Annotated in this window: 17 protein-coding genes; 7 read left to right on the plus strand and 10 right to left on the minus strand. The window is 72.6% G+C overall.

Going from position 1 to position 16910, the window contains the following annotated elements:
• Positions 1-22: 22 nt before the first annotated feature.
• Genes SERN_RS00365 through hflX form a run of 3 tightly spaced genes read right to left on the minus strand, consistent with a single transcriptional unit; the run spans position 23 to position 4560 of the window.
• Entirely contained in the window at positions 23-1009 is a 987-nt protein-coding gene (locus tag SERN_RS00365; protein ID WP_135848175.1) for an L-lactate dehydrogenase, read from the minus strand.
• Between the two features lie 10 nt (positions 1010-1019).
• On the minus strand, positions 1020-3041 hold the full coding sequence (locus SERN_RS00370) for an ATP-dependent DNA helicase (protein WP_233251365.1): 2022 nt from the start codon (positions 3039-3041) through the stop codon (positions 1020-1022).
• Positions 3042-3057: 16 nt separating this feature from the next.
• The gene (gene hflX / locus SERN_RS00375) at positions 3058-4560 is read right to left on the minus strand and encodes a GTPase HflX (protein WP_135848176.1); all 1503 of its coding nucleotides are present in this window, start codon (positions 4558-4560) and stop codon (positions 3058-3060) included.
• Positions 4561-4690: 130 nt separating this feature from the next.
• On the opposite strand from hflX, the gene SERN_RS00380 reads away from it, so the two are divergent.
• The gene (locus SERN_RS00380) at positions 4691-5305 is read left to right on the plus strand and encodes a class I SAM-dependent methyltransferase (RefSeq protein WP_233251366.1); all 615 of its coding nucleotides are present in this window, start codon (positions 4691-4693) and stop codon (positions 5303-5305) included.
• A 32-nt stretch (positions 5306-5337) separates the two neighbouring features.
• Here the strand turns inward: SERN_RS00380 and dapF are convergent, their stop codons facing one another.
• The 3 genes from dapF to SERN_RS00395 are packed head-to-tail and all read right to left on the minus strand — an operon-like array spanning position 5338 to position 8085.
• The gene (dapF, locus tag SERN_RS00385; protein WP_233251367.1) at positions 5338-6315 is read right to left on the minus strand and encodes a diaminopimelate epimerase; all 978 of its coding nucleotides are present in this window, start codon (positions 6313-6315) and stop codon (positions 5338-5340) included.
• Positions 6312-7277, minus strand: a complete 966-nt coding sequence (gene miaA, locus SERN_RS00390) for a tRNA (adenosine(37)-N6)-dimethylallyltransferase MiaA (RefSeq protein WP_233251368.1) — start codon at positions 7275-7277, stop codon at positions 6312-6314. The genes dapF and miaA overlap by 4 nt, the downstream gene beginning before the upstream one ends.
• Before the next feature lie 28 nt (positions 7278-7305).
• A complete protein-coding gene (locus SERN_RS00395) occupies positions 7306-8085 on the minus strand; it encodes an endonuclease/exonuclease/phosphatase family protein (RefSeq protein ID WP_158292527.1) in 780 nt (259 codons plus the stop codon).
• Between the two features lie 39 nt (positions 8086-8124).
• Here SERN_RS00395 and SERN_RS00400 point away from each other — a divergent pair, with 39 nt between their 5' ends.
• A complete protein-coding gene (locus SERN_RS00400; protein ID WP_158292528.1) occupies positions 8125-8787 on the plus strand; it encodes a YbjN domain-containing protein in 663 nt (220 codons plus the stop codon).
• Positions 8784-9206: a YbjN domain-containing protein gene (locus SERN_RS00405; RefSeq protein WP_135848180.1), complete on the plus strand. Its 423-nt coding sequence runs from the start codon at positions 8784-8786 to the stop codon at positions 9204-9206. The genes SERN_RS00400 and SERN_RS00405 overlap by 4 nt, the downstream gene beginning before the upstream one ends.
• A gap of 30 nt (positions 9207-9236) precedes the next feature.
• Here SERN_RS00405 and miaB read toward each other — a convergent pair whose 3' ends face one another.
• Positions 9237-10796 carry a tRNA (N6-isopentenyl adenosine(37)-C2)-methylthiotransferase MiaB gene (gene miaB, locus SERN_RS00410; protein ID WP_199241462.1) on the minus strand — a complete coding sequence of 520 codons (1560 nt, stop codon included), beginning with the start codon at positions 10794-10796 and terminating at the stop codon, positions 9237-9239.
• A gap of 144 nt (positions 10797-10940) precedes the next feature.
• Between miaB and SERN_RS00415 the strand changes: the two genes are divergently transcribed.
• From SERN_RS00415 to SERN_RS00430, 4 genes are all read left to right on the plus strand, one after another.
• Complete coding sequence (locus SERN_RS00415) at positions 10941-11723, plus strand: amino acid ABC transporter ATP-binding protein (protein ID WP_135848181.1); 783 nt, start codon at positions 10941-10943, stop codon at positions 11721-11723.
• A gap of 111 nt (positions 11724-11834) precedes the next feature.
• Positions 11835-12731, plus strand: coding sequence for a glutamate ABC transporter substrate-binding protein (locus SERN_RS00420; protein WP_135848182.1), 897 nt, complete (start codon positions 11835-11837; stop codon positions 12729-12731).
• Positions 12732-12856: 125 nt separating this feature from the next.
• On the plus strand, positions 12857-13543 hold the full coding sequence (locus SERN_RS00425; RefSeq protein ID WP_135848183.1) for an amino acid ABC transporter permease: 687 nt from the start codon (positions 12857-12859) through the stop codon (positions 13541-13543).
• Positions 13540-14415, plus strand: coding sequence for an amino acid ABC transporter permease (locus SERN_RS00430; RefSeq protein ID WP_135848184.1), 876 nt, complete (start codon positions 13540-13542; stop codon positions 14413-14415). The genes SERN_RS00425 and SERN_RS00430 overlap by 4 nt, the downstream gene beginning before the upstream one ends.
• A gap of 94 nt (positions 14416-14509) precedes the next feature.
• Here SERN_RS00430 and SERN_RS00435 read toward each other — a convergent pair whose 3' ends face one another.
• From SERN_RS00435 to SERN_RS00445, 3 genes are all read right to left on the minus strand, one after another.
• Positions 14510-15247 (minus strand): regulatory protein RecX, encoded by a 738-nt coding sequence (locus SERN_RS00435; protein ID WP_233251369.1) that lies wholly within the window; start codon positions 15245-15247, stop codon positions 14510-14512.
• 40 nt (positions 15248-15287) lie between these two features.
• Positions 15288-16370 (minus strand): recombinase RecA, encoded by a 1083-nt coding sequence (gene recA, locus SERN_RS00440; protein WP_135848185.1) that lies wholly within the window; start codon positions 16368-16370, stop codon positions 15288-15290.
• A gap of 224 nt (positions 16371-16594) precedes the next feature.
• Positions 16595-16837, minus strand: a complete 243-nt coding sequence (locus tag SERN_RS00445; protein ID WP_135848186.1) for a DUF3046 domain-containing protein — start codon at positions 16835-16837, stop codon at positions 16595-16597.
• Positions 16838-16910: the final 73 nt, after the last annotated feature.

Genomic DNA, 16910 nt, shown 5'->3' on the forward strand with positions numbered 1-16910 from the left:
GTCGACCGTCAGAATTCGGCCGTCAGAAGCCGAGCGTCCGGGCGGCGTCCCGGATGTGGGCGGCGCTCACGCGCAGCAGGTCCATCTCGCGCTGGCTCATGGGCAGGCCGAGCCGCTCGCGCGCACCCATGGCGTCCACGATGGTCGGCATCGACAGACACACGTCCGAGATGCCGAGGAACTCGTCGTCGATCCGGGTGGAGACCGGGAGAACGCGGTGCTCGTTGCGCAGGATCGCCTCGATGATGCGGGTCACCGCGAGACCGACCGCGTAGTTGGTCGCTCCCTTGCCCTCGATGATCGAGTAGGCCGCGTGCACGACGTCGTGCCCGAGGCGCTCCCGCACACCGTCGGTGAACATCGGTGAGCCGTCGGGGCCGAGCCACTCCAGCAGCGGCACCCCGCCGATGCTGGCCGAGCTCCACATCGGCACCTCGCTGTCGCCGTGCTCGCCGAGCACGTACGCGTGCACGTTCTGCACGGCCACGCCGCACTCGCGGGAGATCAGGAACCGCAGGCGCGAGGAGTCCAGCACCGTGCCCGACCCGAAGATCTGGTTCGGCGGCAGCCCCGTGATCTTCTGCGCGGCGTAGGTCACGACGTCGACGGGGTTGGTCACCATCATGTGGACGGCCCGCGGGGCGATGTCCACGAGCGTCGGGAGAACCTTCTTGACGAGCCCGACGGTCGTGGCCGCCAGCTCCATGCGGCTCTGGCCGGGGTGCTGCTTGGCACCCGCGGTGAACACGACGATGTCGGCGTCGCGGCAGATCTCGATGTCGTCGCTGCCCTCGATCGTGGCCTGCGAGATGAACTCGATGCCGTGCCCGATGTCGGCCGCCTCGGCCTTGACCTTGGCGGCGTTGACGTCGTAGAGCACGACGCGGCGGGCCGCACCGCGCACGAGTGCGGCGTAGGCGAGCGTGGCACCGACGGAGCCGGCACCGACGATCGCGACGGTGGAGACGGGGCGGGCGAACGAGGGCGAGGTGGCCGTGGGGAGGCTCATGGCCTCAACTCTAGGCGTCGACGTCGGACTCGGCCCGGGACGTTCGATCCACCCCGGCGCCGTCGACCGCCTCCTGCGCGAGCCGCCGCAGCGCCGAGCGCGCGACGGCGGGGTCGGTCGTCGGCCACATGGGCGGGAGCGACCTCAGCAGGAACCCGCCGTAGCGGGCCGTGGCGATGCGGGAGTCGAGGATCGCCACGACGCCGCGGTCCGTCGTCGCCCGGATGAGCCGACCCGTGCCCTGCGCGAGCAGCAGGGCGGCGTGCGCGGCCGAGACCGACAGGAACGCGTTCGCACCGCGCGACGCGGCCACCTCCGACCGCGCCTGGACGACCGGGTCGTCGGGTCGCGGGAACGGGATGCGGTCGATGATGACGAGCCGGTTCGTGAGCCCGGCGACGTCCACGCCCTGCCACAGCGAGAGGGTCCCGAACAGGCTGGCCTCCGCGTCCTCGCGGAACGCACGCACGAGCTCACCGATCGAGTCCTCGCCCTGGCAGAGCACCGGCAGGTCGGTCACCTCGCGCACGTGCTCGGCCGCGCGCTCGGCGGCCCGTCGCGAGGAGAAGAGGCCGAGGCAGCCGCCCCGGGACGCCTCGAGCAGGCCGACGATCTCGGCCAGCGCCTCCGGTCCGCCGCCACCGGCGGCGGGGGTCGGCAGCGCCCGGGCGACGTAGCGGATGGCCTGCTTGCCGTAGTCGAAGGGCGCGGGGACCTCGAGCTCGCGATAGCCGGCCGGGTCGTGCAGCCCCACCTCGTGGGCCGCGGGTGTGAACTGGCCACCGATCCGCAGGGTGGCGGAGGTCAGCACGACCGCGTGGTCGGCGAACAGGTGGTCCGCCACCAGCCCGGCGACCTCCAGGGGTGCGACGAACAGGCGCTTGGAACCGTCGCTCCGCTCGTCGCACCACAGCACGTCCCGACGCTGGGCGACGTTGTCCGAGAGCAGCCGGTCCGCGATCTCGAGCGCGACGGTGAGCGCCGACCGCGCCATCTGGACACCGCCGTCGCCGGCCCCGCCGCCACCCCCGGAGGGCTTGGTGGCGCTCAGGGCCTCGCGGCACGCGGCGGCCAGCAGCGTGATCACCTCGGTCAGCTGCGGCGTCGGCCCGTCGGGCAGGCGCCCGGGCGGGACGGCGATGATCGCGGCTGCGAGCTGCTGGGCGCACTCCTCCAGGGATGCCACGACCACGCCCGCGTGCCGACGCACCATGCGCGCGGTGCGGTCGATGCTCGGGCCGGACAGCTCCGCCGTCGCCGCCGATCGGGAGCGTCCCACGAGCTCGTGGGCCTCGTCGACGATGAGGGCGTGGTGCTCGGGAAGCACGTTGGGCGAGCCCGAGGCGGCGATGCCGAGCATCGCGTGGTTGGTCACGACGACGTCGGCCTCCTTGGCCGCGACCCGCGCCCGCTCGGGGAAGCACTCCGCCAGGAGCGGGCAGCGCTGGCCGATGCAGTCCATCTTGGTGACGGACACCTGGCGCCACGCGCGATCGCCGACGCCGGGGACGAGCTCGTCCCGGTCCCCGGTCTCCGTCTCGGCAGCCCACTCCCGGACGCGCACGACCTGGGCACCGAGCCCCTCGTCGCCGTCGGTCGCCGGGTGCTCTGCCGCCGGCTCGAGCTCGAACAGCGCGCCGGTCTCCTCGGGGTAGCCGCCCGAGACCTTGTGCTTGCACGCGTAGTTGTGCCAGCCCTTGAGCAGCGCCACCTCGGCCGGTCGCGGCAGCGCGTCGGCGAGCGCGCCCGCGACCGCCGGGAGGTCCTTGGTGAGGATCTGCCGCTGCAGCGCCAGCGTGGCCGTCGAGACGACGACGCGCTCGGACTTCGTGACCGCGCGCAGCACCGCGGGGACGAGGTAGGCGAAGGACTTGCCCGTGCCGGTCCCCGCCTCAACCAGCAGCGGGGTGCGCCCCTCGAGCGCCTCCCCGACGGCGCGGGCCATCGCGTGCTGACCCTCGCGCCGCTGACCGCCGCGATCGGCGACCACGAGGTCCAGCGCCGCGTCGATCCCCGGAGCCGTCGTCGTCACCGCCGACGCCACCGGCTCAGCCGACGGCGCTGTCGCGCAGGGCGGCGGCGAGCGAGGAGTCGACCCTGGCGCGGAGCCGGGTGCCCTCCTCGAGGTGCTCCTCGTCCAGCACCTCGCCCGTGTCGTGGGCCTGGCTGACGAGGTCGCCGCGCGTGTACGGCACGACGACGTCGATCGCCTCCTGGGGACGCGGCAGCAGCGTGGCGACCAGCTCGCGCAGCTCCTCGATGCCGGCGCCCGTGCGCGCCGAGACGGCGACCGTGTGCTCGGAGGCCACGCGCAGGCGTGCCAGCGTCTCGGGCTCGGCGAGGTCGGTCTTGTTCAGCACGAGGACCTCGACCAGCTGGTCGACACCCTCGATGTCGGCGAGCACCTCGCGGACCGCCGCGATCTGGCTCTCGGGGTCGGGGTGGGAGGCGTCCACGACGTGCAGGAGCAGATCGGCCTCGCCGACCTCCTCGAGGGTCGAGCGGAAGGCCTCGACGAGCTGGTGGGGCAGCGAGCGGACGAAGCCGACCGTGTCGGCCAGGGTGTAGGCCCGGCCGTCCGGGGTCTCGGCGCGCCGGACCGTCGGGTCCAGCGTCGCGAACAGCGCGTTCTCGACCAGCACCCCCGCCCCGGTGAGGCGGTTGAGCAGCGAGGACTTGCCGGCGTTGGTGTAGCCGGCGATCGCGACGGCGGGCACGGTCGAGGCGTTGCGCACGGCCCGCTTGGTGGCGCGGGAGGGTGCCATGGCGGCGATCTCGCGGCGCAGCTTCGCCATCCGGTTGCGGATGCGGCGGCGGTCGAGCTCGATCTTCGTCTCACCCGGTCCGCGCGAACCCATGCCGGCACCCGCGCCACCGACCTGGCCACCCGCCTGGCGGGACATCGACTCGCCCCAGCCGCGCAGGCGCGGCAGGAGGTACTCGAGCTGGGCGAGCTCGACCTGGGCCTTGCCCTCGCGCGACTTCGCGTGCTGCGCGAAGATGTCGAGGATGAGCGCGGTCCGGTCGACGACCTTGACCTTGATGACGTCCTCGAGCGAGCGTCGCTGCGAGGGCGCGAGATCGCCGTCGACGACGACGGTGTCGGCGCCGCTCGCGGCCACGATCTCGGCGAGCTCGGCGGCCTTGCCCGAGCCGAGGTAGGTGCCGGGGTCGGGCGTGCGCCGCTTCTGCAGCAGGCCGTCCAGGACCTCGGAGCCCGCGGTCTCGGCCAGCGCCGAGAGCTCGCGCAGCGAGATCTCGGCCTGCTCGGCGTTGCCCGAGTAGAGACCGACGAGCACCACGCGCTCCAGGCGGAGCTGGCGGTACTCGACCTCGGTGACGTCCTGGAGCTCGGTGGACAGACCGGCGACGCGTCGGAGCGCGGAACGCTCGACGAGGTCGAGCTGATCGCCGTCGTGATCGGTGTGACCGGCCTCGCCGGTCATCACCGCGGTCCCGGCCCTGGCCAGGATGCGCTCCACGATGCGGCTGGCTTCGTCGCCGGCCGTCGCGTGCTGTGCGGTGGTGGTGGGGTTCTCGTGCTTCGTCATAGGTGAGACATCGTCCCACGCGGGTCGGCGACGGCGAAGGCTTTTGCGCTCACGGCGCACCAGCGCGCGCCCGGGCGTGGGTGGGGACAGTGCGCGAGGAGGTCGGCCCGGCCCGCACTACCCTGGACGGGTGAGTCACGGCGAGCACTACTTCACCGCCAGCCCCGCCTCCCCCGCCCAGCTGCGCACGATCGACGTGCGGCTGGCCGGGCGCGAGGTGCGGATCACGACGGCGCCCGGCGTCTTCTCCGGCGACCACCTGGACCACGCCACCCGGCTGCTGCTCGACGTCGTCCCACCGCCGCCGGCGACGGGTGACCTGCTCGACCTCGGCTGCGGCTGGGGTCCGGTCGCGCTCACGCTGGCGCACGCGGCGCCCGAGGCGCGCGTGTGGGCCGTCGACGTCAACGAGCGGGCGCTGGACCTCACGCGCCGCAACGCGGCGGCCGACGGCGCGGCGAACGTCACCGCCGTCGTGCCGGACGACGTGCCGGAGGACGTGCGGTTCGCCGCGATCTGGTCCAACCCCCCGATCCGGATCGGCAAGCCCGCCGTGCACGAGATGCTGCGCCGGTGGCTGCCTCGGCTGGCACCCGACGGCGTCGCGCACCTCGTGGTCTCGAAGAACCTCGGTGCCGACTCGCTCGCGCGGTGGATCGAGAAGGATCTGGGCCTGCCGACCGAGCGGATCACGAGCGTCGGCGGCTTCCGGGTGCTGCGCGTGACGCGCTCCGGCGCTCGGTGACCCGACCGGCCGGGGCGATCGGGGTGACGCCCTCAGCGGAGGGTGACGTCCCCCACCAGCTGGGCAGGACCGCGCAGCGCGACGGCGCGGTCGGGTCCGAGGTGCACGACGAGCGTGCCACCGGGCACGTGCACGATCCAGTCGACGGGCGCGTCGGGTCCCGCCCAGACCTGGGCCGCGAGCGCCGCGGCGCACGCCCCGGTCCCGCACGAGAGGGTCTCCCCCACCCCGCGCTCGTGGACCCGCATGCTGACGACGCCCCAGCGCGTGCCGTCCCGCTCGACCTCGCCCTGGGCCCACACGATCTCGACGTTCGTGCCGTGCGGCGGCGCGGGTTCGACGAGCGGTGCGCGCGTGAGGTCGGCGGCCGCGAGCTCGCGCTCGTCGGCGACGGCGATGACGACGTGCGGGTTCGGCATGCTGACGGACAGCCCGGGTCGCTGACCCGTGACCCCGGCGACCGTGACGAGCGCGTCGCTGCCCGCCGTCAGCGCCTCGGTCCCGCCCGGCACGTCCCACCGGCCGATCTCGGCCATCAGGTCGTCGCCGACGCGGTGCACGCGCAGCACACCGGCGCGGGTCGCGACGTCGAGGTGCTCGCCGTCGGCCACCGAGGCGAGCCCGGCGTCCACGAGGAAGGCCACGAAGACCCGGAGGCCGTTGCCGCACATCTCCGCGACGGAGCCGTCGGCGTTGCGGTAGTCCATGAACCACCCGACGTCCTGCCCCGAGGCGTCCCGGACAGCGGCGGCCGCTGACGGTTCGGTCAGGGCCGCGACGTCGATCCGCACGGCGCGGATCAGCCCGTCCGCACCGATGCCGCGGTGGCGGTCGGTGATCGCCGCGACGTCCGCCGGGAGGATCTCGAGCCCGCCGTCGGGATCGGCGCACAGCAGGAAGTCGTTGCCCGTGCCGTGTCCCTTGACCAGGCGGGGCCAGCCGTCGTGGGCCACGGTCCTCGCCGTGGGCTGCTCGGCTCGGTCGGTCGTGCGGGGGGTCGGCGTGCTCACCGATCCAGGCTAACGCCGGCCGCCGCGAGCGCCGCCGTCGCGGCGTCCAGCTGCTCGTGCGCCGGCGCGGTCCCCGGCAACCAGGCGATGCGGGGGTCACGGCGGAACCAGCTCACCTGGCGGCGCGCCACCTGCCGGGTGGCGACCGCCGTCGCCTCGGCGGCCTGCGCCGTCGTCAGGTCGCCGGCGAGCACGGCCAGGGCCTGCGCGTACCCGACGGCGCGGGCGGCCGTGACACCGAGGCCGCCGCGCGCGACGACCTCGGTCTCGGCCACGAGCCCGTCGGAGAACATCCGCGCGGCGCGGACCGTGATGCGCTCGACGAGCTCGGGCCGCGGCACGTCCAGCGCGAGCTGCACGGCGGGCCGCGCGTAGGTGTAGGTCGGCAGGTGGGCCGTATAGGGACGACCGGTGAGGGCGATGACCTCGAGCGCGCGCACGAGGCGGCGCGTGTTGCTCGACCCGATGCGCTCGGCGGCCTCGGGGTCCCGCTCCCGCAGCTCGGCGTGCAGCATGCCCGGACCCTCGCGCTCACCGCGCTCCTCCAGCGCCGCGCGCACGGCGGGGTCGGTCTCGGGGAACTCGAGCGCGTCGAGGGTCGCGCGCAGGTAGAGGCCCGATCCGCCGACGAGGATCGGGACCCGACCCCGGCCGGCGATCTCGTCGAACAACGCCCGCGCGCGCGGTTGATAGGCCGCGACGGACGCGTCCTGGTGCGGCTCGAGGACGTCGAGCAGGTGGTGCACGACGCCGTCGCGCTCGTCGAGCGGGGTCTTGGCCGTCCCGATGTCCATGCCCCGGTAGAGCTGCATCGCGTCCGCGTTGACGATCTCCCCGCCCAGGCGGGTGGCGAGCGCGATCGCGAGGGCGCTCTTGCCGGAGGCGGTCGGTCCGACGACGGCGACGACCGGGATCTGCTCGGTCCCGGGGTCCGTCGACGTCGCTGCGGTCTGGCTCGGCACCCCCCGACGCTACCCGGCCCGCCGGCCCTCAGGCACCGGCCGGCGGGGCCCCCCAGCGGTCGGTCCAGCCGTCCGACCCCCCGGACCGCCGGGACTGCGGGTCGGGCTGACCCGCGGGGTCGCGCAGCTCGAGGGTCACCAGCACCGGCAGGTGGTCCGACGGCAGACCGGAGCGGTCGGGCCCGGTGCGGTGGTCGACGGCCGCGACCGGGCCGCCGAGGAGCACGGCGTCGAGCCGCGACCGGGGGCGCCGGGTCGCCGTCGCGGGATAGGTCGGTCCACCGTCAGCGGCGGCGTCCGACAGCGTCGCGGTGAGCCGGGCCCAGGACTCCCCGTCGGGCCCCTCGTTGAGGTCGCCGGCGACGACGTGGGCGGCGCCGGGGTCGCCGTCCTGCAACCCCGCGAGGATGCGATCGACGTGCGCGAGCCGTCCGGGCTCCCACACGTCCAGGTGCACGCTCGAGACGGTCACGGGTCGGCCCTCGACGACGAGGCTCGCCGTCGCCGTCGCCCTGGGGTAGGTGAACCACGCACCGACGAACCGTCGGGGCATCGCCTCGACGCGGCCGGCGGTCACCTCGACCCCGGGTCGGACCAGCACCGCGACCCCGCGCGATCCGCCGCCCGCCGCCAGACGCAGCCCGGTCGCGGACGCGAACAGCGCCAGCGCCGCCCGCCCGCCGGGCCACCGCGGGCACTCCTGCAGGCACACGACGTCGGCACGCGCCCGGCGCACGACGGCGGCCACCCGCGAGGGCTCGCGCAGGCCGAGGACGTTCCAGGTCAGCAGTCGGATCGTGGTCGCCACCCGGCCATCATGGCCCAGACACGTGCCTATGCTGGGCGTGTGGCTCGACGCTGGGAGTGGCTACGCCGCCGGGACGGCGACGCGAGCCGCGACGCCCGGGTGCGGCGCTCGGATCGACCCGGAGCCGACGACGACGCCTCCCCCGACGGCGCCGGGCGCGAGGGCGCACGAGCCCCGGTCGGACCCGCGTCGGACGCCCCGGCCGCGAGCACCCCCGACGTCGAGGCCGGCGCCGTCACCGACACCGGCGAGACCGTCCCCGCGGACGAGATCGTCCTCCCCGTGACCCGCGACCGGATCGCCGCGTCCCTGCACCGGCGGGGGTACCGCTACCTCGTGGACGAGCGCGGTGACCTGTGCGGGCTGTGGGCGTACCGCTTCTTCTCCTTCGCCGTCGTGCGCGACCAGGTGCTCCAGGTCCGCGGCCGCTGGTCGCGGCAGGGCTCCATCGAGCGGCTGTGGGAGATCCTGGCGTTCACCGACGGCTGGAACCGCGAGCGCCGTCACCCCAAGTGCTACGTCAGGGTGCACGACGACGGCCGCGTGCACGTGCTGACGGAGGTCTCCCTCCCGGTGCGCACCGGACTGAGCGACACCCAGATCGACCACCACCTCGCCGTCGGGCTGGCCGGCGGCGGCCTCGTGTTCGACGCCCTCGACGAGCTCTACCCCGACCCTGCGCTCAGCCAGGACCCGTCGTGACCGCGACCGCGGGAAGGGTCGGCGTCGTGACCCCGGAGATGCTCCGCGTGCTGGTCAGCGAGCGCGGCGAGTTCGTCCGCGACCTGCCCACGGGCGTCGCTGGACGGTGGGAGGCCAACGCCTACCAGGTCGTGATCGAGGGCACCGACCTCGTGGTCCGGACGCGCTGGTCACGGCTGCTGCCGCTGCGCGCGGGCCGGGGCGCGGCGCAGCTCGTCAACGACTGGAACCGGGACCGCCTGCTGCCGACGCTCTACACCGAGGCGTCCGACGACAGCCTCACGATCGTGGCGTCCAGCGCGACGTCCATCGCCGTCGGGCTCAGCCCCGACCAGGTGGCCGAGGTCGTGGACGTCGCGCTCACGGTGACGGCGCACGCGCTGCGCTCGCTCGCCGCCTCGGTACCCGCGGGGTCCTGACGCCGAGCCCTCGGGCTCGACCTCCGGCCCTCAGCGCACGCGGAGCGTGGGAAGACCGAGCGAGACCGGCCCCGGCGCCGCCGTCGTCGCGCCGACCGCTGGCGTGACACCGCAGGAGTCGCCGCCGTCGCGCCGCGCCTGCCACGCGTCGCCCGAACGCGTCCGGCGGACGGCGACCTCGGCGCCGTCGGCCACCAGGTGGTGCGGCGCGGCGTGCGTGATGCGCGTGCTGACGACGTCGCCCGGACGCGGTCGCTCGGCGTCGGGAAGACCCGCCGGGAGACCCACGTGCACGAGCCGGTTGTCGCGCGCACGACCGGTGATGCGCCCGGACGCGGCGTCCTTGCGGCCGTCCTGCTCGGAGACGAGGACCTCGACGGAGGTGCCGACGAGCGCGACGTTCTCCGCCGTGCCCATCCGCTCCTGCAGCTCCACCAGGCGCCCGTAGCGCTCGGTGACGACCTCCTGCGGCACCTGGTCGGCGAGGTCCGCGGCGGGCGTGCCCGGCCGCTTGGAGTACTGGAACGTGAAGGCCGAGGAGAACCGTGAGGCCTCGACCACGCGAAGCGTGTCCGCGAAGTCCTCCTCCGTCTCACCGGGGAAGCCCACGATGATGTCGGTGGTGATCGCGGCGTCAGGGATCGCGGCACGGACGCGGTCGATGATGCCGAGGAAGCGCTCGCTGCGGTAGGAGCGGCGCATGGCGCGCAGCACGCGGTCGGACCCGGACTGCAGCGGCATGTGCAGGCTGGGCATCACGTTGGGCGTCTGCGCCATCGCCTCGATGACGTCGTCGGTGAACGCGGCGGGGTGCGGGCTCGTGAAGCGGACGCGCTCGAGGCCCTCGATCTCGCCGCACGCGCGCAGCAGCCGCGCGAAGGCGTCGCGCTGCCCGAACGAGACGCCGTAGGAGTTGACGTTCTGCCCCAGCAGCGTCACCTCGATGGCCCCGGCGTCGACGACGGCCTTCACCTCGGCCAGCACGTCGCCCGGGCGGCGGTCGCGCTCCTTGCCCCGCAGGTGCGGGACGATGCAGAAGGTGCAGGTGTTGTTGCAGCCCACCGAGATCGAGACCCAGCCGGCGTAGACGCTCTCGCGCTTGGTGGGCAGCGTGGAGGGGAAGACCTGCAGCGACTCGTGGATCTCGACCTGCGCCTGCTGGTTGTGCCGCGCGCGCTCCAGCAGCACCGGCAGCGCGTCGATGTTGTGGGTGCCGAAGACGACGTCGACCCACGGCGCCTTCGCCACGATCGTGTCGCGGTCCTGCTGCGCCAGGCAGCCGCCGACCGCGATCTGCAGACCCGGCCGCTCGCGCTTGACCTGCGCCAGGCGCCCGAGGTTGCCGTAGAGCTTCGTCGCCGCGTTCTCGCGGACGGCGCACGTGTTGATCACGACGACGTCGGCCTGCGCGGCGTCGGCCGCGACGTCGGTCCCGGCTCCCTCGGGGTGCGCGGGCACCAGACCCGCGGTCTCCAGCAGACCGGCCATCCGCTCGGAGTCGTGCACGTTCATCTGACACCCCAGCGTGCGGATGACGTAGCTGCGGGTGGCGGCGGGAGCAGCGGGTGCGGCCGGGGCGATGATCGTCACCGCAGCAGTCTACGGACCACCCCGGCGTCACCGATCCCCGCTTATACCACCGAGGGCCCGACGGTGTCCGGTGATGACAAAACGTTGCCAAGATGTGACCCGCCGATGCTGCTCCGCGTAACAAGGGCGGGCTAGGTTTCCCAGATGACATCCACGCCAGAGCCCGCCGGGACGCCGGCGGCCGCCGCCGGTCAGCCCCTCGTCCACCTCGGCCGCGTCAACAAGCACTTCGGCGCCCTGCACGTGCTGCAGAACATCGATCTGGACGTCGCCAAGGGCGAGGTCGTGGTGGTCATCGGCCCGTCCGGCTCCGGGAAGTCCACGCTCTGCCGGGCGATCAACCGGCTCGAGACGATCGACGACGGTGTCATCGAGCTCGACGGCAAGCCGCTGCCCGCGGAGGGCAAGGCGCTCGCCAAGCTGCGCTCCGACGTCGGGATGGTCTTCCAGTCCTTCAATCTCTTTGCCCACAAGTCGATCCTCGAGAACGTGACTCTCGGGCCGATCAAGGTGCGGGGCCTGAAGAAGAAGCAGGCCGTGGCCGAGGCCATGGAGCTGCTCGAGCGCGTCGGCGTGGCCACGCAGGCCGACAAGATGCCCGCCCAGCTCTCGGGCGGGCAGCAGCAGCGCGTCGCCATCGCGCGCGCCCTCGCGATGCGACCCAAGGTGATCCTGTTCGACGAGCCGACCTCGGCCCTCGACCCCGAGATGGTCAACGAGGTCCTGGACGTCATGGTCTCCCTCGCCAAGGAGGGGATGACCATGATCGTCGTCACCCACGAGATGGGCTTCGCGCGCAAGGCGGCCGACCGCGTCGTCTTCATGGCGGACGGCCAGATCGTGGAGGAGTCCGACCCCGAGTCCTTCTTCACCAACCCGCAGTCCGACCGCGCCCGCGACTTCCTCGGCAAGATCCTCACCCACTGACCGACGGCGGTCCGCCGGACCGCCGTGACCTGGAGTTCCGGATCACCTGATCGATCCGGGAGCACGTTCCCGGGGGCTCGCCCCCGGTTCGCACACGAAGGAGCACACCTCATGCGCAACGTCCGTTCCGTCTTCGCACTCGCGGCCGTCGCCGCGCTCAGCCTCGCGGCCTGTACGACCGACGCCGGCAACCCCGACGCCTCCGAGACCACCACCGACGGCGGCTCCGAGGCCACCTCGAGCGACGGCGCCTCGGCCGACTGCACCGGCGGCGAGGGCAGCCTCCGCATCGGCATCAAGTTCGACCAGCCGGGCCTCGGCTTCCAGGACGGCTCCGACTACACGGGCTTCGACGTCGACGTCGCCAAGTACGTGGCGTGCGAGCTGGGCTACGGCGAGGACGCCATCGAGTTCGTCTCCGCCCCGTCCGCGCAGCGCGAGAACATGCTGCAGACCGGCCAGGTCGACATGATCTTCGCGACCTACTCGATCACCGACGCCCGCAAGGAGGTCGTGAGCTTCGCCGGACCGTACTTCGTCGCCGGCCAGGACCTGCTGGTGCTCGCCGACAACGAGGACATCACCGGTCCCGAGGACCTCAACGGCAAGAACCTCTGCTCGGTCACCGGTTCGACGTCGGCGCAGAAGGTCAAGGACACCCTGGCCTCCGAGGTCCAGCTCCTCGAGCAGCCCGGCTACGCCGACTGCGTGACCGTGCTCGAGTCGGGCCAGGTCGACGCCGTCACGACGGACGACATCATCCTCGCCGGCCTCGCGGCCACCCCGGCCAACTCCGGCAAGTTCAAGGTCGTCGGCAACCCGTTCTCCGAGGAGAACTACGGCGTCGGCATCCCGCAGGACTCCGACCGCTGCGAGGACATCAACACCGCGATCACCAAGATGATCGACGACGGCGCATGGGAGGAGGCCGTGACCGCGAACACCGAGGGCACCGGCTACACCCCCAACGCCGAGCTGAACCCGCCGACCCCGGCGGCCTGCGCCTGACCTGATCGACCCGCACCACTGATCGACGCGATCGACTCGACCGGCCCGGCGGTACCCGCCGGGCCGGTCGGTGTCGGTCAGCCGACGATCACCCCTGACACGCCGGTCCCTCGGAGGCAAGGCTCATGAATCTGTTCGAGCAGGTCGGTTTCCTGTTCTCCAGCTACAACATCCCTGCGGCGTTCTGGGTCAACATCCAGCTCACCTTCTGGGCCGCGATCGGGGCGCTCGTCCTCGGCACCGCGCTCGGCGTGATGCGGGTGTCCCCCGTGCCGTCGCTGCGGTGGCTGGGCACGTCCTACGTGACGATCTTCCGCAACACGCCGCTCACCGTGATCATGCTGTTCGGGGTGCTGGGGGTCTGGAGCCAGCTGAAGATCACCTTCTCCCAGGACTTCACGGTCAACTTCTTCATCTACGCGGTGGTCGGTCTGGGCCTCTACCACGCCGCGTTCGTGTGCGAGGCGGTGCGCTCGGGCATCAACACGGTGCCGCTGGGTCAGGCGGAGGCAGCTCGCGCGATCGGCCTGCCGTTCATCCCGGCCGCGCGGCTGGTGCTGCTGCCGCAGGCGTTCCGCGGTGCGGTCGCGCCCCTCGGCAACGTGCTGATCGCCCTGATCAAGAACTCCACCGTCGCGGCGGCGGCGAGCGTGGCCACCGAGACCTCCAGCGTCATGCGCGCCATGATCGACCAGAACGGCAACCTGGTCGTGCTCATCTTCATGATCTTCGCGGTCGGCTACGTCATCCTCGTGGTCCCCGTCGGCGTGCTCACCACGTCCCTGTCCCGGAAGCTGGCGGTGTCGCGATGAGTCAGGCCGTGCTGTTCGACACGCCGGGCCCCCGGGCCCGTCGCACCATCCTCGTCGCGAACGTCGTCGGAGGTCTCGTGGCCGCCGGGATCGTCGCGCTCGTGCTGTGGAAGCTGGGCCAGGAGGGTCAGCTCGAGGCCAGCCGCTGGACCTCGCTGTTCACGTCCCGCGCCTGGACGAACTTCTTCCTGCCCGGGCTCCAGAACACGATCGTCGCGGCGCTCTACTCCGTGGTGCTGGCCATCGTCTTCGGTCTCGTCTTCGGTCTCGGTCGGCTCGCCCCGCTCGCCCCCGTGCGGTGGGTCGCGGGCATCGTGGTGGAGTTCTTCCGCGCCGTCCCCGTGCTGATCATGATGATCGCGCTGTGGATCGGTCTGGGGTACGCGGACGTGCTCCCGCCGGCCGACCTTCCCCTCGTGTCGGTCGTGGTCGCGCTGACGCTCTACAACGGGTCGATCATCGCCGAGCTCGTCCGCTCCGGCGTGTTCGGTCTGCCCAAGGGTCAGCGCGAGGCCGCCGCGGCGGTCGGCATGACGCACAACCAGTCGCTCCGGCTCGTGGAGCTGCCGCAGGCACTCATCGCGATGCTGCCCTCGCTGATGTCGCAGTTCGTGGTCATCCTCAAGGACTCGGCGCTCGGATCGATCATCACGTTCAACGAGTTCCTTCAGCTGTCCCGCCAGTTCGGAGCGGCCGAGGGCAACATGCTCCAGGCACTCGTCGTCTGCGCGCTGGTGTTCATCCTGATCAACTGGATGCTGACCAAGCTCGCCGATCTCGTGGCCCGGCGGCTCTCACGGCGCACGGCCGGGAGCACCAGGCCGCAGCTGACCGCGGACAACACCGGCGCGGTCGTCGGCGAGGTCCGGTAGGCACCGGCCCCGGAACGAGGCCGAACGAACGATGGAAGGGACCGGCCAGCGGCCGGTCCCTCTCGTCGTTCGCCGTCACGTCTCCGGCGACCTGTCAGGCGCCCCAACCGTCACCGGGCGCGCCGTCGTCACGATCAGCCGTCGCCGCGACACCCTCCGCATCGAGCACGGCCCTGACGATCCGGAAGGCGGAGCCGGGATGGTGGCCCTTGCGCGCCAGCATGCCCACCAGGCGGCGCTCGCGCTTCTCGCGCGGAAGTCCCGCGCTGGCGCCGGCCCGACGCCGCACGAGCTCGAGAGCGGCGGCGTCCTCGTCGTCACGATCGATGACGCTGAGCGCCTCCTGGGCCGTCTCGGCGTCGATCCCCTTGCGCGTCAGCTCCTGGGCGATGGCGCGACGCGCCTGACCGCGTTCGACGTGACGGGTGCGGACCAGGATGGCGGCGTACTCGGCGTCGTCGATCAGTCCGACGTCGGTGAAGCGGTCGAGCACGCGCTCGGCCACGTCGACCGGGACCTCCTTCTTCGCCATCGCCTGCGCGAGCTGGGCGCGCGAACGCGGGGCGGACGTCAGCAGGCGCAGGGCCACCGACCGCGCGACCTTCTCCTGATCGGCGTCGACGCCGGCCGGGACACCGGGCTGCACACTGCCCGACACCTCGGCGTCCCCACCCTCGTCACCCGCGGTCTCGGGGCTCGTGCGCCCGACGCGCCCCTCCTCGGGGTCCCGGCGCGCCGCAGCGCCCCGACGGCGGGGGCGGGCGCGTGGCCCGTCGCCCCGCCGGGGGCGCTGCGGCGTCTCTGACGCGAGATCCTCGGGCACGTCGCTCACGACGGTCTCCTCGGGTCAGGTGGTGCGGGGTCGAGATCGGTCAGAAGTCGACCGGCTCCTCGTCGAGCTCGGAGGCGTCCTCGGGGACCTGGACACCGATACCGAGCTTGGTCTTGATCTTGGACTCGATCTCGTCGGCCAGGTCCGGGTTGTCGATGAGGAACTTGCGGGCGTTCTCCTTGCCCTGGCCGAGCTGGTCGCCCTCGTAGGTGTACCAGGCGCCCGACTTGCGCACGAAGCCCTCGTCCACACCCATGTCGATGAGGCCGCCCTCGCGGGAGATCCCGTGGCCGTAGAGGATGTCGAACTCGGCCTGCTTGAAGGGCGGGGCCATCTTGTTCTTGACGACCTTGACGCGGGTGCGGTTGCCGACCGCGTCGGTCCCCTCCTTGAGAGTCTCGATGCGGCGCACGTCGAGGCGGATGGAGGCGTAGAACTTCAGCGCCTTGCCGCCGGTCGTGGTCTCGGGCGAACCGAAGAACACGCCGATCTTCTCGCGCAGCTGGTTGATGAAGATCGCGGTGGTGCCCGAGGAGGAGAGCGCACCGGTCAGCTTCCGCAGCGCCTGCGACATGAGGCGGGCCTGCAGGCCGACGTGGCTGTCGCCCATCTCGCCCTCGATCTCGGCCTTCGGCACGAGGGCCGCGACGGAGTCGATGACGATGATGTCGAGCGCGCCCGAGCGGATGAGCGAGTCCGCGATCTCGAGGGCCTGCTCCCCCGTGTCGGGCTGGGAGACGTACAGCACGTCGGTGTCCACGCCGAGCTTCTTGGCGTACTCGGGGTCGAGCGCGTGCTCGGCGTCGATGAAGGCGGCGATGCCACCGGCGCGCTGGGCGCTGGCCACGGCGTGCAGCGCGACGGTCGTCTTGCCCGAGCTCTCGGGCCCGTAGACCTCGATGATGCGGCCGCGCGGGAGGCCTCCGATCCCGAGCGCGATGTCGAGCGCGATCGATCCGGTCGGGATGACCTCGACCGGCGGGCGGACGCTGTCGCCCAGCCGCATGACCGAGCCGTTGCCGTACTGGCGGTCGAGCTGACCGAGAGCGGCCTCGAGCGCCTTCAGCTTGTCCGGCTGCTTACCGACCTGCAGCTTGCTCGTCTTTCCTGACTGTGCAGCCATGGTGCTTCCTCGAGTTCTCCCGGCCTGCGGGATCGTGACGGACAGGTCTGGCCCTATCAGCACCACCCTCGCCGGGTGGCTCTGCGGTGACGGTATGTCTGGCCACTGACATCGCGCTCGCCGCCCCGGATCCGATCGGGATCACGAGCCGGCGGGCTCACCTGGGGACAACTCTAGGTCGTACGCGTGTTCGATCAAAGCGACACGCCGAGCGCCCCTCGCCGTCACCCTCGACGGGGTCGGCGCACCTTGCGGAGGTCCTCGCGGTGGAGCCAGCGGGCGGTGTCGTCCTGCCCGGTGGCGTCGCACACCGCCTCCCAGACCTCGCGCGGAGGCACCCCCGCCGCGAGCGCCTCGTCGGCCGTCCGGCCGTCGAGCCCCGACATCACCAGGTCTCCGGCGAGGCTGCGGGAGTAGGTCGCGCCGAACACCTGCTCCATCACTGACCAGAACTCGGAGTGGCGCACCGGACAACCGTACGCGCCACCGTCGGCCGCCGGACCGACGGACCGGGATGTCGGTGGGTGCCAGCATGATGGG

Origin of the sequence: Serinibacter arcticus, assembly GCF_004786095.1 — a bacterium.
Taxonomy (GTDB): Bacteria; Actinomycetota; Actinomycetes; order Actinomycetales; family Beutenbergiaceae; genus Litorihabitans; species Litorihabitans arcticus.

Coding starts and splice junctions, on each gene's coding strand:
- SERN_RS00365 (WP_135848175.1), bottom strand. CDS start 1,009: ATGAGCCTCCCCACGGCCACCTCGCCCTCGTTCGCCCGCCCCGTCTCC.
- SERN_RS00420 (WP_135848182.1), top strand. CDS start 11,835: ATGCGCAACGTCCGTTCCGTCTTCGCACTCGCGGCCGTCGCCGCGCTC.
- hflX (WP_135848176.1), bottom strand. CDS start 4,560: ATGACGAAGCACGAGAACCCCACCACCACCGCACAGCACGCGACGGCC.
- SERN_RS00430 (WP_135848184.1), top strand. CDS start 13,540: ATGAGTCAGGCCGTGCTGTTCGACACGCCGGGCCCCCGGGCCCGTCGC.
- recA (WP_135848185.1), bottom strand. CDS start 16,370: ATGGCTGCACAGTCAGGAAAGACGAGCAAGCTGCAGGTCGGTAAGCAG.
- SERN_RS00425 (WP_135848183.1), top strand. CDS start 12,857: ATGAATCTGTTCGAGCAGGTCGGTTTCCTGTTCTCCAGCTACAACATC.
- SERN_RS00415 (WP_135848181.1), top strand. CDS start 10,941: ATGACATCCACGCCAGAGCCCGCCGGGACGCCGGCGGCCGCCGCCGGT.